Source organism: Janthinobacterium sp. PSPC1-1, assembly GCF_049897625.1.
Taxonomy (GTDB): Bacteria; Pseudomonadota; Gammaproteobacteria; order Burkholderiales; family Burkholderiaceae_D; genus Janthinobacterium; species Janthinobacterium tructae.
The window spans coordinates 417370-432906 of the sequence record NZ_JAFCWP010000001.1 but is presented as its reverse complement, the minus strand read 5'-3'; the positions used below and the strand labels follow the sequence as shown (position 1 = coordinate 432906).

Here is a 15537-nt window from a genome sequence, read left to right as displayed (position 1 = left end):
CCACCTCGTCACCGTTAAAACACCCAGAGTTTATCGGCCGGCATGTGCAGCCAGTACTTGCCCGCTTCGAGCTTGTGGCGCGAATACGCGCGCAGGCTGATGTTCTCGGCACCGCCACGCTCGAACAGGCATTCCCAGCGGTCGCCCAGGTACATGCAGGTCAGGAGCGGCAGCTCGATGGCGTTGTCCACCTGCGTGGCGCTGATCTTCACTTCCTCGACGCGGATCATGGTGGTCACGTCCGTGCCCACGTTGGCGCCGCGCGCCACGCCCTGCATGGCGGCGCCGTCGACCAGCAGGCGCACCTGGTTGCCATCGCGCTGCACCACCTTGCCTGGCAGGCGGTTGTTACTGCCCATGAATTCGGCCGTAAACAGGGTGTCCGGCGTTTCATACATGCTTTGCGGCGTGCCCTGCTGCTCGATCTTGCCGTTATTCAGCAGCAAAATACGGTCAGAAATGGCCATCGCCTCGCCCTGGTCGTGCGTCACCATCAGGGCTGACAGGCCCAGGCGCACGATCAGTTCGCGCAAGAAGGCGCGCGCTTCCTCGCGCAGCTTGGCGTCCAGGTTCGACAGCGGTTCGTCGAGCAGGATCACGGGCGGGTTGTACACCAGTGCGCGGGCGATCGCCACGCGCTGCTGCTGGCCGCCTGACAGCTGATGCGGATAGCGTTCGCCCAGATGCCCCAGGCCCAGCTGCGTCAACACTTCCTTGATGCGCGCGGCGATCTCCGTGCTGCCCATCTTGCGCAACTTGAGGCCGTAGGCGACGTTGTCGAACACGGTCTTGTGCGGCCACAGTGCGTACGACTGGAACACCAGTCCCAGGTTGCGATGCTCGGCCGGCATCTCGAAGTGTTTCGCGCCATCGTAGACATTGCGCTCGCCGATCTGGATGGTGCCCGCCTTCGGGCTTTCCAGCCCCGCGACGGCGCGCAGCAAGGTGGTTTTGCCGCTGCCCGAAGGCCCCAGCAAGGCGACCACTTCGCCTTTTTTCAGGTGCATCGAAACACCCTTCAGTATCTGGTTGGCGGCAGCGCCGGTGCCATAATCGAGGTACAGCTCATTGACGGTCAATTCATTCATGATCTTGTCTCAGTCTCTAGTCTATATATTTAGTTATGTAACTTGACGCCGAAGCGCAGCGCGATGCCCAGGCCGATGGCCACCAGGGTGATATTGATGAAGGACAGTGCCGCCACCAGGTCGGTCGAGCCGCCGGCCCACAGCGATACCAGCATGGCGCCGATCACTTCCGTGCCCGGCGAGAGCAGGTACACGCCCGTCGAATATTCGCGCTCGAAGATCAGGAAGACCATCAGCCAGGCGCCCAGCAAGCCGTATTTGATCAGCGGCAGGGTCACGTCGCGCGTCACCTGGCCGCGATTGGCGCCGACGGCGCGCGCCGCCTCTTCCAGTTCCGGCCCCACCTGCAGCAGCGCGGTGGAAATGAGGCGCATGCCATAGGCCATCCACACCACCGAATACGCCAGCCACAGGGCGAAGATGGTCGAGCGCACTTCGCGCAGCACGGGGATCACATGGCCGCTCAGCCACAGGGCCACGCCGTTGTCCATGCCTTTCAACATGCCGTCCAGCCAGGCCGGCACGAACAGGAACACCCACAGGAACGACAGGCCAGCCAGCAGACCCGGCACGGCGCGTGGCACCAGCACGCTGTAGTCGAGCAGGCGCGTGATGCCGTCCTGCTTGCGGTGCATGGCCAGCGCGATGAAGCTGTAGCAACCCACGGCCAGCGCGCCGCCGACGACGCCGATCAGGATGGTGTTGACGATGCCGCGCACCAGCGACGGCTGGTCGAAAATATCGCGGAAATGCTGCAGGGTCAGCACGTCGGCCAGGTGCACGCCTTCGCCCCAGTACTGCACGAAGGAGCGCAGCACGATGCCAGTCAACGGCAGGATGATGGTGAAGATCAGCCAGCCCGCCAGCAAGGCAAAGGCCAGCCACTTCCAGCGCCCCAGCGGCATGGCCTTGCTGCGCGCGCCCTTGCCCTTGATCGACACATACTTGTTGGCGGACTTGAGCAGCCAGCGCTGTATCATCACCAGCGGCATGGTCACCATCACCAGACAGACGGCGACGGCGGCCATCAGGTGGTACGACGGCGTACCGAGCTTGTTCGTCAGCTTGTACAGATAGGTCGGCAGCACCAGATGGCCTTCCGGATCACCGAGCACCAGCACCAGGCCGAACACCTCGAAGCCGAGGAAGAACACCAGCACGCCCGCATACGCCAGCGCCGGCATGATCATCGGCAGCGATACATTGAGCATCACCTGGATCGGCGAAGCGCCCGCCACGCGGGCCGCTTCCTCCACGTCCGAGCCCAGGCTTTTCAGGGCCGACGAGGCATACAGGTAGACGTGCGGCACGTGCGTCAGGCCGGCGATGATGACGATGCTGGTGAACGAGTAAATATTCCAGGGCACGAAGCCGAGCAGCTCCTTGGCCCAGATCGAGTAAAAGCCCACGGGCCCCATCGAGACGACGTAGCCAAAGCCCATCACCATCGGCGAGACAAAGATGGGTACCAGCAGCATCGGCGCCACCCAGCCGCGGCCCGGCAAATCGGTACGCACCATCAAAAAGGCCAGCATGCCGCCCAGCGGCACGGCGATGACGGTCAGGCCGAAGGCCAGCATCAGGCCATTCTTGAAGGCCATGGCAAAATCGGGATCATCGAAGATGAAACGGTAGGAGTCAAAGCCGAATTCGCGCACCGGCATGAAGAAGGGCGCGTTCAAAAAGCTCTGGTAAAAGATCAGGAATAGCGGCAGGAAGATGGCGACCAGCGTGATCGTCACGACCACGCCGCGCGACCAGTTCAGGCGCGACAAGGGAGAGCGCGACCGTGCAGGCAGCGGCAAGATGGCAGTTTGCATGATGAATCCAATGAATGAAGGGTGCGGCATCCGTCCGCAGGCATGCGCCTGCGGACGGCCAGGACGGCATTATTTTTTGCCGGCTGTCTCTTTCCATTGTTTCAGGAAGGCCATGCGCTTGGCCGGTCCCAGAAATTGCAGGATGATCGGGTGCACGGGAATCGGCTTGACGTTGGCCGCACCGATTTGCTTGATCAGGTCAGCCGACGTGGTTTCGCCCGTGACGTCGGCGCGGATGGCGAACAGCTTGGCGCCGTTGGCGATGATGGTCTGGCCGCGGTGCGACAGGATGTAATCGAGCCACAGCTTGCTGGCGTTGACGTTCTTCGCGTTCTTGTTGATGAACTGCACGCGCGACAGGATCAGGGTGTAATCCTTGGGCAGCACCACGCCGATCGATGGGTCGGTCTTGGCGCGCACCAGGGCATACGAGCCCAGTACGTTGTAGCCGATCAGGTTTTCACCCGAGGAGATACGCTCCATCATGGTGCCCGTCGACGACTGCACGCGTACCTTGGCGGTACCAAACGCGTTTTCCAGCGCCAGGAATTGCGGATATTCCTTGGCATCCTGCGCCATGAACATGAAGCCCACGCCCGATTTTTCGATGTCGTAGGTGGTGACCTTGTCCTTGAATTTCGGCGTGGCGATCAGCTTGACGAAGTCATCGTGATTCTTCGGCACTTCCTTGGGGTCGAGCAAACGCTTGTTGTAGACGATGGCGGCCGGCTCGAACGTGGTGCCGTAGGCCTGGTCGTCCCACATGGCCCAGCCAGGAATCTTCGCCGCTTCGACCGATTTATACTTCAGGGCGTAGCCGTCCGAGGCCAGGCGCATCTGCAAATCCATCGCCGACGACCACATCACGTCGGCCGTGTTGCCGCCCGCCGCCACTTCGGAAATGAAGCGGTTGTACACCTCGGTAGAATTCATGTCGTTGTATTCGACCGAGATGCCGGGATACAGGGCGCTGAAGTCCTTGATCAGCGGCGCGGCGGCCTTGCTGTCGGTGGCGCTGTAGATCACCACCTTGCCTTCCTTCTTGGCCGCGTCCACAATCTTCTGGTAATCGGCCGGATAGCCGGGCGGCACTTGCGCGAAAGCGGCGCCGGCCAGGCTGGCAAACGCGGTGGCAAGGGCGGCTTGAAGCAGGGTCTTGGTTTGCATGGGATTGTCTCCGTCTGTGAAATAGTTTTTTTAAATGGAATGCCGTTCAGCGCATCAGGCCAAGCTCATTCGCCTGCCTCGCATACTCATCGACCGCCTTCCTGACATACGCGGTCAGCTTCGGCCCCGTCAGGGCGAATGGGTACAAGCCGGCCTGCGCGCGCCACTCGGCGAACTGCGGCGTGGCCATGACGCGGTCAAAGGTGGCCACCCAGCGCTGGTAGTCCGCCTCGGGCACCTGGGGTCCCATCCACACGCCACGGATGATGGGCCAGACCACGTCGAAGCCCTGCTCGCGCGCCGTCGGCACGTTCGCCAGCACGCCGGGCAGGCGTTTTTCCGACAGCACCGCCAGTACGCGCGCATGGTTGGCGCTGGCGTTCAGGGTGGCCTCCGACGTGTCGCCCGAGACCACCTGCACATAGTCGGCCTGCATCGCCGTAAACACTTCGCCGCCGCCTTCGAGCGCCACGAAGCGCAGCACTTTCGGGTCGATGCCGGCGTGGCGCGCCAGCAGCGCCATTTTCAGCCAGTCCTGGCTGCCGATGGTGCCGGAGACGCCGATCAGCACCTTGTCCGGATGCTGGCGCAGCGCGGCGATCAGGTCGGCCAGGGTCTTGTAGGGCGAATCGCTGCGCACGGCGATCATGCCGTAGTCGGCGCCCAGCGCCGCCACCCAGCGCACGTCGCCCGTCTTGGCGTTGCCGAACTTGCCTTGCGCCAGATTGAGCAGCGAACCGCCCGAAAACGCCACCAGGGTGTTCGCTTCCGCGCGGCGGCGTTGCGATGCCATCGAATGCCAGGCCACGGCGCCGATGCCGCCGGGCAGATAACTGATGCGCATCGGGCCCGCCACGCCAGCCACGCCCTCCTGCGCCAGGCCTTTTTTCGCCAGCTTGCAGGTCAGGTCCATGGCGCCGCCCGGTTTGGACGGCACCACGCACTCGACCGGCGCTGGCGTAGCCACCTGTGCCCCGGCAAATACGGGCAGCAGGCATGGCAGCAACAGAAACAGGAAGCGCAGCATGGTCATGGCTTAGAAGCGGTGCTGGATGCCGGCGATCACGCCACGCTGCGTGTCGCCGAAACCGGCGTCGTCACGCGACAGGCTGACCAGCTGGTTGTGCTTGGCCTTGGCGTAGGCGCCGGCCACGTACAGGTCGGTGCGCTTGGACAGCGCATAGCGCACGCGCGCCACGTACATGATCGGATCGGCATCGAGGTTGGCAGCCACGTTTTTCACGTCCTGATAGTAGATCACGCCCGTCAGGGTGATGACCGGCGTGGTCTTGTAGCTGACGCCGCCCCAGTACAGGGTGCCGCGCACGTCGGCCTTGCCGGAAGCAGCCGGATCGAGCTTGTAGTCGCGCGCCGCCGCCTGCACTTTCCACGGGCCGTCGTCATACATGGCGCCCAGGTGGTACACGACGTTCTTGTCGCGCGCGCCGCCGGCGATGGCATTGCCGTTGACGCGCTCATACGTGGCCAGCAGGCTGACAGGACCCGTCTTGTAGGTGACGGCCGTCGACAGCTTGGCGCTGTCCGAGTTGCCCGTCGACTGTTCGCCGAAACCGTACGATGCGCCGTAGCTGAAGTCGCCCGTCTTGCCCGAGTACTTGACCATGTTGTCGAAGGCCGTCGTCATGCCGTATTTGCTCGGGCCCGTCGCGTTGGCCGAGGTGGCCCACGAGTAGAACGGCGCATAGGCCATCGGATCGAACGGCAGCACGAAATCATACACGGTGGTAAACGAGCGTCCCAGCACGACGCGGCCAAAAGCGCCTTCCAGACCCACATTGGCCTGGCGCTTGAACAGCGCGCCATCGGCCGCTCCCGTGTCGACCAGGATGCCGCCTTCCAGATTGAACACGGCTTTCAGGCCACCACCGAGGTCTTCACTGCCCAGGATGCCCCAGCGCGAGGTGTTCATGCCACCCGAACTGACTTGCGTCATCGAGCTTTTGTTCGGACCGGCGTTGCTGGTATTGCTGATGCCGGCGTCCAGGCGGCCGTACAGGGTGACGTTCGACTGGGCGTGGGCACTGCCGGCAGCGGCGAGCACCGCCATGGCGGCCAGCGAGAATGCAGTTTTTTTCATGTAAAGTGTCTCCCTTAGATATAGTTATTGGTGATATGCCTGATTCATTTCGTGAATCAGGATCACACTATATAAGCGCCATCCTTTCAATTGGCTTTCAGCATGACAGGTGTCGCCGGCCAGCCACAAGGGGCGCAAACATATTCATCGCCGCCCCTGCCGCCAGGCTTACACTGCATCATTTCAACGAATGGCGGAGACCATGCGCATATTATTAGTGGAAGACCATCTGGAGCTGTCGCACTGGCTTGCAAAGGCCCTGCGCGACGCGCACCTGACGGTGGAGACCGCCCACAACGGCGCCGATGCCGACGCCCTGTTGCACACGCAGGAATACTCGCTGGTGCTGCTCGACCTGACCCTGCCGAAGATGGACGGCCTGGACGTGCTGCGCCGCCTGCGCGCGCGCGGCGGCACGCGCGGCAAGACTCCCGTCATGATACTCACGGCGCGCGGCGGCCTCGATGACAAGGTACAGGGCCTGAACCTGGGCGCCGACGACTACATGGCCAAGCCGTTCGAGCTGGCCGAACTGGAAGCGCGCGTAAAAGCCCTGCTGCGCCGCAGCCAGGGCAACGAAGCACTCGTGCACAGCTGCGGCGCGCTCAGTTTCGACACCGTCACGCGCATGTTCAGCTATGCCGGCGCGCCTTTTCCCCTGACGCCGCGCGAACACGCGGTGCTCGAGGCGCTGATCACGCGCTCGGGGCGCGCCGTATCGAAGGAAAAGCTGTTCGACGAAGTCTTCGCGCTGGCCGACGACGTCAACCTCGACGCCATCGAACTGTACATCCACAGGGTACGTAAAAAACTTGAAAACGGTGTGGAAGCCGGTTCGCCCGACGGCGCCGTCATCACCACCCTGCGCGGCATCGGCTACCTGCTGCAGCCGCGCAGCGCCATGGCGCCGGCCACGCCAAAATGAAGGCGCACGCCCCACGCCTGCCCCTGTTCGAGCGCCTGCGCCGGCGCTGGGCGCAAGGCCGGCCGCTGGGCAGCCTGCGCAGCCAGCTGCTGCGCTGGCTGCTCATCCCGCTGGTGATGCTGGTGCTGCTCGACGCTTTTTTTGTTTACCGCAATGCGCTCGACGCGGCCGACATGGCCTATGATCGCTCCTTGCTGGCGTCGACGCGGGCGCTGGCCGAGCGCGTCTCCATCGTCGGCGGCAAGGTGGTGGCCGAAGTGCCTTACGTGGCGCTCGACAGCTTCGAGACCGACACCCTGGGCCGCATCTACTACAAGGTCACGGGCATCAACGGCGAACTGGTCTCGGGCTATGGCGACTTGCCGCCCGTGCCGAAAAACGTGCCCCGCTCGCAGAACTACCCGGCCCTGGTGCGCTTCTACCACGCCGACTACCACGGCAAGCCGATCCGCATCGCCGCCCTGCTGCAACCCGTGTACGACGACTCGATGCGCGGCATCGCCCTGATCCAGGTGGCGGAAACGCTCGATGCGCGGCGCGGCCTGTCGAACCAGATCCTGTTCGATACCCTGAGCTGGCAGGCGGCGATGATACTGGTGATGGGCGCGCTCGTATGGTTTGCCGTGCGCCTGGTGCTGCGGCCGCTGATGCGCTTGAAAACGGAAGTCGAGACGCGCACCCTGTCCGACCTGTCCGACGTCGATCCCGCGCTGGTGCACAAAGAAATGCGCCCGCTGGTGAGCGCCATGAACGGTTCCATGTCGCGCCTGCAGCAACTGATCGCCAGCCAGCGCCGTTTCATCGCCGACGCCTCGCACCAGCTGCGCACGCCGTTGACGGTGCTGAAAACCCAGGCCGAACTGGCCATGCGCGAATGCGACCGCCAGGCCGGCACGCCGTCCGACATGGCCGCCCTGCGCGACATCGTGCGCTCGATCGCCGCCACCACCGATTCGACCGTGCTGCTGGCCAACCGCCTGCTGACCCTGGCGCGCATCGAGCATGGCGGCGACAGCCTGGCCATGGATACCGTCGCGCTGCGCGACGTGGCACAGCAGGTAGGACTGGAAATGGCCATGACTGCCGTCGGCAAGAATATCGATTTATCGCTGGAAGCGCCCAACGACGCGCCCGTGCATGGCCAGGCCTTGCTGCTGCACGAACTGCTGGCCAACCTGGTCGACAATGCCCTGCGCTACACACCGCAGGGCGGCAGCGTGATCCTGCGCGTGCATGCTGCACAAGCGGGGCGCGGCGCGGTACTGGAAGTGGAGGACAGCGGCGCCGGCATCGCGCCCGCAGAACGCGAACGGGTATTTACGCCGTTCTACCGGGTTGGCACGGCGCTCGAGAGCAACCCTGGCGGCGCGGGACTAGGCCTGGCCATCGTGTGCGACATCGCTGCCCTGCATGGGGCACGGCTGGAACTGGCCACGGCCGCGAATGGACATGGATTGAAGGTCGGCGTGTATTTCGCGCCCGGCGCCAGTCGATGCTAAGATCGCGCCCTGAGATTTTAATGAAGGCCCACTGCCATGATGACCAAAGAAGACGTAACCGAACTGTTTGCCAATATCGCCGAAAACGCGCCGTGGGACCTGTCCCAGCCGCTGCTGTGGGGCTATTACTTCACCAACCCCACTTCCGAGCCGCTGGAGCAGGCCGCCACCTTGCTGGCGCTGCAGGGCTACCGCCCGGTGGAACTGTACCAGCCTGAACTGGACGACCCGGCCGCCGCGCCCGTGTGGGTGCTGCACGTGGAAAAGGCCGAAGTGCACAGCGTCGACAGCCTGCACGCGCGCAATGGCGAACTGATGGCGTTTGCCCAGGAAAACCAGCTGGCCAGCTATGACGGCATGGATGTGGGCCCGGTCGGTACCGCAGCGTAGGTCGGATTAGGCGCAAAGCGCCGTAATCCGACAGCACATCACAAATAAAAAAACGGCGCCCGCGGGCGCCGTTTTGCGTGGATCACTGAAAACGCTCAGCTGAGGTTTTCCAGGCGGATCTTGGTGACCGTGCCCACCACGCTATTGAGCGCTTCCATCTTCTCGATGGCGGCCGTGACGTTCTTTTCCTGCGTCTGGTGCGTCAGCATGATGATGTCCGTATGCGTCTCGCCCTCGGCCGGCTCTTTTTGCAGCATGGCGTCGATCGAGATGCCGCGTTCGGCCAGGATGCGCGTCAGGTCGGCCAGCACGCCCGGCTGGTCGGCCACGTGCATGCGCAGGTAGTAACTGGTGGTGATTTCCGACATCGGCAGGATGTCGATGTTGGTCATCGCGTTCGGCTGGAACGCCAGGTGCGGCACGCGGTGTTCCGGGTCGGCCGTGGCCAGGCGCGTGATGTCGACCAGGTCGGCGATCACCGACGAGGCGGTCGGCTCGGCGCCCGCGCCGCGGCCCGAGTACAGGCTGGCGCCGACGGCGTCGCCGTGCACCAGCACCGCATTCATGGCGCCTTCCACATTGGCGATCAGGCGCTTGGCCGGGATCAGGGTCGGATGCACGCGCAGCTCGATGCCTTCCACGCCATTCACGGTAGCGCGCTTGGTGATGCCCAGCAGCTTGATGCGGTAGCCCAGTTGCTCGGCGTAGCGGATGTCGACGGCGTTAAGGTTGCTGATGCCTTCCACGTAGGCCTTGTCGAACTGCACCGGGATGCCGAAGGCGATGGCCGACATGATGGTGGCCTTGTGCGCGGCATCGACGCCTTCGATGTCGAAGGTGGGATCGGCTTCCGCGTAGCCGAGTTCCTGCGCCTGTTTCAGCACGGTGGCGAAATCGAGGCCCTTGTCGCGCATCTCGGACAGGATGAAATTGGTGGTGCCGTTGATGATGCCGGCGATCCATTCGATGCGGTTCGCCGTCAAGCCTTCGCGCAACGCCTTGATGATGGGGATGCCGCCCGCGACGGCCGCTTCGAAGGCCACCATCACGCCCTTGTCCTGGGCGGCGGCAAAGATTTCGTTGCCATGCACGGCCAGCAAGGCCTTGTTGGCCGTCACCACGTGCTTGCCGTTGGCAATCGCTTGCAGCACCAGGGTTTTCGACAGGTCGTAGCCGCCGATCAGTTCAACGACGATGTCGATCTCGGGATCGTTGACGATGAGCATCGGGTCATTGACGACCTTGCAGGCGCCGGCGACCAGCGCTTCGGCGCGCGCCACGTCGCGCACGGCGACGGCGACGACTTCAATGCCGCGACCCGCGCGGCGCTTGATTTCTTCCTGGTTGCGTTTCAGGACGCTGAACGTGCCGTAACCGACATTGCCCAGGCCCAGCAGGCCGATCTTGATGGATTTCATAGTTGTGCTTGACTGCTCATAAGTGGCGCCCCCTTGGGCGGCGCCAGGTTGATCGAGATTGCTGCTGGCTGATTCAGCCCCGGCCGTGACGCTTGCGGTAACCTTCGAGGAAGCGCGCGATGCGCCCCATGGCCTCGGTCAGGTCATCGGAGTTGGGCAGGAAAACGACGCGGAAATGGTCGGGCGCGATCCAGTTGAAGCCCGTGCCCTGCACGATCAGGACCTTCGCTTCGGCCAGTAATTCATAGGCAAACTGCTGGTCGTCGGCGATCGGGTAGATCTCCGGGTCCAGGCGCGGGAACATGTACAGCGCGGCCTTCGGCTTGACACAGGTGACGCCCGGAATATCGGTCAGCAGCTTGTGCGCCAGGTCGCGCTGTTTCAACAGGCGCCCGCCGGGCCCCACCAGGTCTTGTATGCTCTGGTAGCCGCCAAGCGCCGTCTGGATGGCAAACTGCCCCGGCGCATTGGCGCATAGCCGCATCGAGGCCAGCATGTTGAGGCCCTCGATGTAATCTTTTGCGTGGCGCTTTTCGCCCGAGACCACCATCCAGCCGGAACGGTAGCCGCAGGAGCGGTAATTCTTCGACAAGCCGTTCATGGTGATGAACAGCACGTCGTCGGCCAGCGAGGCGATCGACACGTGCTCGGCTTCGTCGTACAGCACCTTGTCGTAGATCTCGTCGGCGAAAATGATCAATTGGTGCTGGCGCGCCATGTCGACGATCTGCTGCAGCACGGAAACCGGGTACAGCGCGCCGGTGGGATTGTTCGGGTTGATGACGACGATGGCTTTCGTTTGCGGCGTGATCTTGCGGCGCATGTCCTCAATATCAGGATACCACTCGTTCTGCTCGTCGCACACATAATGCACGGGATTGCCGCCCGACAGGCTGACGGCGGCCGTCCACAGCGGGTAGTCGGGCGCAGGCACCAGCACTTCGTCACCGCTGTTGAGCAGGGCGTTCATCGACATGACGATCAGTTCGGAAGCGCCATTGCCCAGGTAAATGTCATCGATGGTCACGCCGGCGATATTCTTGCCCTGCGTGTAATGCATGACGGCCTTGCGCGGCGCGAACATGCCTTTCGAATCCGTATAGCCGGCCGCGTTCTGCAGATTGAGCATCATGTCGCGCACGATTTCATCGGGCGGATCGAAGCCGAACACGGCCAGATTGCCGATATTGAGCTTGGTGATCTTGTGGCCTTCTTCTTCCATTTGCCTGGATTTTTCCAGGACCGGGCCGCGGATGTCATAGCAGACGTCCGCCAATTTATTCGATTTCTGAATCGGTCGCAAAATAAATCCCTGTCGTGATGCGGCGCGGCCGGCCTACGCTTGCAGCATGAAAGCCGCGCCAGAACTGTGAACCCGTGAGACTGCAATGCGAAAACAACCATTCTCGCCGAAAGCAGGCCATTTTATCAAATTAAACATGGCAAATTGCAGCATTTCTCGCCGTTTATGCCACGCTGTCCGGCACGCGCGTGCTTTTCCCCGCGGACGCTCTTCATCTTCTCTTAATCTTCGCCTACTACTATGGCAAGCACCGCATGCCACTGTTGCGCAAAAAAATTGTCCATAGATTGCAAATTGGAAAGGATGTTGCTTTTCAGTCGCTCTTTTCTGTCATTTATGGCATGCTTACGCCCTTGGCCGCAGCGCGCATCCGCACAGCGCGCGCACCGATCAACCGACACGAACAGCCCCGACATCGCCATGAAACTGCATGCCAGCAGCACCCAACAATACCAAACCGTCACAGGCTACGATGAAAATGGCGTGGAGATCAATGCTCAGCCGTACAACTACAGCCTGATCGTCATGCCGGAAACGCCGCCACGCGCGTGGGAGGTGGGCAGTTTCGAAGAATTGACCGAGGCGCATTTCGCGCAAATCCTCGCCGACGCGCCCGACGTGGTCATCCTCGGCACGGGCGAGCGCCAGCGTTTCGTGCATCCGAAGCTGACGGCCGCGCTGACCATGCGCCGCATCGGCGTCGAGTGCATGGATAGCCAGGCAGCCTGCCGCACCTACAACATCCTGATGGGCGAAGGCCGCAAAGTCACGCTGGCCCTGATCCTGGCTCCCGGCGCAGGCAGCGCCACATGAAAATCAATGTCAACGAACTGCACAGCTCGCGGCTGCTGATGTGGTCCCTGCTGGGCATCTTCATCGTCGTCACCCTGTATGCGCTGGGCGTGCGTACCCTGGTGCCGCCCGACGAGGGCCGCTACGCCGAGATGGCGCGCGAAATGTTCGTCACGGGCGACTGGATCACCACGCGCCTGAACGGCATCAAGTACTTTGAAAAGCCGCCGCTGCAAACGTGGATGAATGCACTCAGCTTCGCCGCCTTCGGCCTGGGCGAATGGCAGGCGCGCCTGTGGACGGGCCTGTGCGGCATCATCGGCGTGTGCATGACGGCCTATGCCGGCAAGAAAGTGTTCGGGCCGCGCGTGGGCTTATATGCCGGCCTGGTGCTGGCGTCGAGCCTGTTCTGGCTCGCTTCCGGCCAGATCAATTCGCTGGACATGGGCCTGTCGGGCATGATGACCATCGTGCTGATGAGCCTCTTGATCGCCCAGCGCGACGAAGCCGCCCCCGCCGAGCGGCGCAACTGGATGCTGCTGTGCTGGGCAGGCATGGCGCTGGCCGTGCTGGCCAAGGGGCTGATCGGCGTCGTGCTGCCGGGCGCCGTGCTGGTGCTGTATTCGCTGTGCGCGCGCGACTGGCGCATCTGGACCCGCTTGCATCTGGTCAAGGGCTTGCTGGTGTTTTTCGCCATCGCCACGCCATGGTTCGTGCTGGTGGCCCTGCGCAATCCGGAGCAGCCGCATTTCTTCTTCATTCACGAGCATTTCCAGCGTTTCCTGATGAAGGGTCACAAGCGCGAAGGCGCCTGGTACTACTTCCTGGTCCTGCTCATTCCCGGCATCCTGCCATGGATAGGCGTGCTGCCGCAAAGCCTGGCTGCCGCCTTCAAGCGCCAGGAAGGCACCTTCCAGCCCCGTTTGATGGTGCTGATCTGGGCCCTGTTCATCACTTTCTTCTTCAGCTACTCGACCTCGAAGCTGCCCGGCTACATCGTGCCCATCTTCCCCGCGCTGGCGCTGCTGATTGCGCTATTCCTGGAGTCGGCCTCGCGCCGCCAGCGCCTGTTTGCCGCCGGCCTGCTGTGCGTGCTGGGCGCCGCCATCCTGATCGGTGCGCCGATCGGCTTCAATCACGCCAGCGCACGCGATCCGGCAGAGCTGACGGCGCTGAAAGGCTACCAGCCGTGGCTGATGGCTGCCGGCTTCTTCGCCCTGGCAGGCGGCGCCCTGGCCTTGCTGCATGCGCGCCAGCTGCGCCGCGACATGACCGTGCTGACCATCGCCGGCGCCGGCTTCCTGGCCACGCACTGCATCCTGGCCGGCTCCGAACTGTATGGCCAGAACCGCGCGGGCACCGACATGCTGCCGCAGATCCAGGCCGAACTGACGGCCGATACCAAGCTCTATTCGGTCGGCATCTATGAACAGTCGCTGACGTATTATCTGCAGCGGCCCGTGATCCTCGTCGATTACTGGGATGAGTTCACGTTTGGCCTGAAACAGCAGCCGGAACTGTCCATTCCGAGCATCGAGCCTTTCATCACGCAGTGGACGAACGATGCCAACGCCGGCGTGCACGACATGGCCATTATCAGCCTGAACCGTTACAAGGAATTGCAACAGCGTGGCGTGCCCATGCGTGTCGTTGCCGAAGATGCGCGCCGCATGGTCGTTGCCAATAAATAAATATTTAAAGGGGCGCGAGGCAGCACGAATCGCGCCCCCGGCCAGCTTGCCCCGCCCCCGCATCAGCAGGATTTTTCACCGCTGAACCGGCTGCGCCGCCATACTGACAAGATAAAATAGCCATGCCTGCCGGCGGCCTTTGACCGCATTGGCAGCCTCGGCGACGCCGATACCCTGACAGAATACAGACCCAAGAACCGCGCCCATGACCTCTACCCTGCCCTTTTTGCCTTTTTCCAAACCCACCATCGATGAAGCGACCATCGCCGCCGTCGGCGAGGTGCTGCGCTCGGGCTGGATCACCAGCGGCCCGAAAGTGCAAGCCTTCGAAGCCCAGTTGTCCGAATATTTCGGCGGACGCCCCGTGCGCACCTTCAATTCCGGTACCTGCACCATGGAAATCGCGCTGCGCATCGCCGGCATAGGTCCCGGCGACGAAGTCATCACGACGCCCGTGTCGTGGGTAGCAACGGCCAACGTCATCATCGAAGTGGGCGCCACGCCCGTGTTTGCCGATATCGACCCCGTCACGCGCAATATCGACCTCGACAAGCTCGAAGCGGCCATCACGCCCTGCACGAAAGCCATCATTCCCGTCTACCTGTCCGGCTTGCCTGTCGACATGGACCGCCTGTACGCGATTGCTGAAAAGTACAATTTGCGCGTCGTGGAAGACGCGGCGCAAGCGTTCGGCTCCACCTGGAAGGGCAAGCGCATCGGCGCGTTTGGCGACTTCGTCTCGTTCAGCTTCCAGGCCAACAAGAACATCACCACGGGCGAAGGCGGCTGCCTCGTCCTCAACAACCTGGAAGAAGCCAGGCTGGCCGAGAAATACCGGCTGCAGGGCGTCACGCGCAGCGGCGTCGACGGCATCGATGTCGATGTGCTGGGCGGCAAATACAACATGAGCGACATCATGGCTGCCATCGGCCTGGGCCAGTTCGCCAATATCGACGCCATCACGGCCCACCGCCGCGCGCTGGCACGCCATTACTTTGAGCAATTCGGCAGCGACTTCGAAACCCAGAGCGGCGCCCAGCTGCCCGTACAGGATTTTGAAAACAGCAACTGGCATTTGTTCCAGATCATCCTGCCCGACAACGGCCCCGGCACGCGCGCCGCGTTCATGCAGCAAATGGCGCAGCAAAACGTGGGAACGGGCTATCATTACGCACCGATCCACTTGTTTACCATGTACCGCGAACGCGGCTTTACCGAAGGCATGTTCCCTGTCTCGGAAAAGATCGGCCGCCTGACCGTGACCTTGCCGATGTTCTACGCCATGACGACACAGGACGTGGAACGCGCCGTCGCCACCGTCAAATCCATTCTCATCAAGTGAGCAG

At 62.8% G+C, this 15537-nt stretch carries 13 protein-coding genes; 6 read left to right on the top strand and 7 right to left on the bottom strand.

The features are described from left to right. Positions 1–14 precede the first annotated feature (14 nt). The 5 genes from ACP7EG_RS01895 to ACP7EG_RS01875 all read right to left on the bottom strand — a co-directional run bounded on the left by ACP7EG_RS01895 (position 15) and on the right by ACP7EG_RS01875 (position 6173). A complete protein-coding gene (locus ACP7EG_RS01895) occupies positions 15–1088 on the bottom strand; it encodes an ABC transporter ATP-binding protein (RefSeq protein WP_426086196.1) in 1074 nt (357 codons plus the stop codon). A 29-nt stretch (positions 1089–1117) separates the two neighbouring features. Continuing rightward, on the bottom strand, positions 1118–2908 hold the full coding sequence (locus ACP7EG_RS01890; RefSeq protein WP_426086195.1) for an ABC transporter permease: 1791 nt from the start codon (positions 2906–2908) through the stop codon (positions 1118–1120). Positions 2909–2977: 69 nt separating this feature from the next. Next, positions 2978–4075, bottom strand: coding sequence for an ABC transporter substrate-binding protein (locus ACP7EG_RS01885; RefSeq protein WP_426086194.1), 1098 nt, complete (start codon positions 4073–4075; stop codon positions 2978–2980). A 46-nt stretch (positions 4076–4121) separates the two neighbouring features. Further along, positions 4122–5108, bottom strand: coding sequence for a Bug family tripartite tricarboxylate transporter substrate binding protein (locus tag ACP7EG_RS01880; protein WP_426086193.1), 987 nt, complete (start codon positions 5106–5108; stop codon positions 4122–4124). Between the two features lie 3 nt (positions 5109–5111). Then, positions 5112–6173, bottom strand: a complete 1062-nt coding sequence (locus ACP7EG_RS01875) for a porin (protein ID WP_426086192.1) — start codon at positions 6171–6173, stop codon at positions 5112–5114. Positions 6174–6375: 202 nt separating this feature from the next. Here ACP7EG_RS01875 and ACP7EG_RS01870 point away from each other — a divergent pair, with 202 nt between their 5' ends. Genes ACP7EG_RS01870 through ACP7EG_RS01860 form a run of 3 tightly spaced genes read left to right on the top strand, consistent with a single transcriptional unit; the run spans position 6376 to position 8987 of the window. Further along, positions 6376–7098: a response regulator gene (locus ACP7EG_RS01870; protein WP_426086191.1), complete on the top strand. Its 723-nt coding sequence runs from the start codon at positions 6376–6378 to the stop codon at positions 7096–7098. After that, a complete protein-coding gene (locus tag ACP7EG_RS01865; RefSeq protein WP_426086190.1) occupies positions 7095–8597 on the top strand; it encodes a sensor histidine kinase in 1503 nt (500 codons plus the stop codon). The genes ACP7EG_RS01870 and ACP7EG_RS01865 overlap by 4 nt, the downstream gene beginning before the upstream one ends. Positions 8598–8633: 36 nt before the next feature. Then, positions 8634–8987 (top strand): ribonuclease E inhibitor RraB, encoded by a 354-nt coding sequence (locus ACP7EG_RS01860; RefSeq protein WP_099762881.1) that lies wholly within the window; start codon positions 8634–8636, stop codon positions 8985–8987. A gap of 95 nt (positions 8988–9082) precedes the next feature. Here the strand turns inward: ACP7EG_RS01860 and ACP7EG_RS01855 are convergent, their stop codons facing one another. Beyond that, positions 9083–10405: a homoserine dehydrogenase gene (locus tag ACP7EG_RS01855; RefSeq protein WP_071076140.1), complete on the bottom strand. Its 1323-nt coding sequence runs from the start codon at positions 10403–10405 to the stop codon at positions 9083–9085. 73 nt (positions 10406–10478) lie between these two features. Continuing rightward, positions 10479–11708 carry a pyridoxal phosphate-dependent aminotransferase gene (locus ACP7EG_RS01850; protein WP_426086189.1) on the bottom strand — a complete coding sequence of 410 codons (1230 nt, stop codon included), beginning with the start codon at positions 11706–11708 and terminating at the stop codon, positions 10479–10481. 420 nt (positions 11709–12128) lie between these two features. Between ACP7EG_RS01850 and ACP7EG_RS01845 the strand changes: the two genes are divergently transcribed. The 3 genes from ACP7EG_RS01845 (at position 12129) to ACP7EG_RS01835 (ending at position 15533) form a co-directional block, all read left to right on the top strand. Next, positions 12129–12521: an Mth938-like domain-containing protein gene (locus tag ACP7EG_RS01845; RefSeq protein ID WP_096238617.1), complete on the top strand. Its 393-nt coding sequence runs from the start codon at positions 12129–12131 to the stop codon at positions 12519–12521. Then, on the top strand, positions 12518–14191 hold the full coding sequence (locus ACP7EG_RS01840) for a glycosyltransferase family 39 protein (RefSeq protein ID WP_426086188.1): 1674 nt from the start codon (positions 12518–12520) through the stop codon (positions 14189–14191). The genes ACP7EG_RS01845 and ACP7EG_RS01840 overlap by 4 nt, the downstream gene beginning before the upstream one ends. A gap of 205 nt (positions 14192–14396) precedes the next feature. Continuing rightward, positions 14397–15533, top strand: a complete 1137-nt coding sequence (locus ACP7EG_RS01835; protein ID WP_426086187.1) for a DegT/DnrJ/EryC1/StrS family aminotransferase — start codon at positions 14397–14399, stop codon at positions 15531–15533. Positions 15534–15537 lie beyond the last annotated feature (4 nt).

Excerpts from the sequence above, each read along its gene's own strand:
- ACP7EG_RS01855 (WP_071076140.1), bottom strand. The coding sequence starts at position 10,405 with ATGAAATCCATCAAGATCGGCCTGCTGGGCCTGGGCAATGTCGGTTAC.
- ACP7EG_RS01865 (WP_426086190.1), top strand. The coding sequence starts at position 7,095 with ATGAAGGCGCACGCCCCACGCCTGCCCCTGTTCGAGCGCCTGCGCCGG.
- ACP7EG_RS01875 (WP_426086192.1), bottom strand. The coding sequence starts at position 6,173 with ATGAAAAAAACTGCATTCTCGCTGGCCGCCATGGCGGTGCTCGCCGCT.
- ACP7EG_RS01860 (WP_099762881.1), top strand. The coding sequence starts at position 8,634 with ATGATGACCAAAGAAGACGTAACCGAACTGTTTGCCAATATCGCCGAA.
- ACP7EG_RS01880 (WP_426086193.1), bottom strand. The coding sequence starts at position 5,108 with ATGACCATGCTGCGCTTCCTGTTTCTGTTGCTGCCATGCCTGCTGCCC.
- ACP7EG_RS01870 (WP_426086191.1), top strand. The coding sequence starts at position 6,376 with ATGCGCATATTATTAGTGGAAGACCATCTGGAGCTGTCGCACTGGCTT.
- ACP7EG_RS01840 (WP_426086188.1), top strand. The coding sequence starts at position 12,518 with ATGAAAATCAATGTCAACGAACTGCACAGCTCGCGGCTGCTGATGTGG.
- ACP7EG_RS01885 (WP_426086194.1), bottom strand. The coding sequence starts at position 4,075 with ATGCAAACCAAGACCCTGCTTCAAGCCGCCCTTGCCACCGCGTTTGCC.
- ACP7EG_RS01890 (WP_426086195.1), bottom strand. The coding sequence starts at position 2,908 with ATGCAAACTGCCATCTTGCCGCTGCCTGCACGGTCGCGCTCTCCCTTG.
- ACP7EG_RS01845 (WP_096238617.1), top strand. The coding sequence starts at position 12,129 with ATGAAACTGCATGCCAGCAGCACCCAACAATACCAAACCGTCACAGGC.
- ACP7EG_RS01895 (WP_426086196.1), bottom strand. The coding sequence starts at position 1,088 with ATGAATGAATTGACCGTCAATGAGCTGTACCTCGATTATGGCACCGGC.
- ACP7EG_RS01835 (WP_426086187.1), top strand. The coding sequence starts at position 14,397 with ATGACCTCTACCCTGCCCTTTTTGCCTTTTTCCAAACCCACCATCGAT.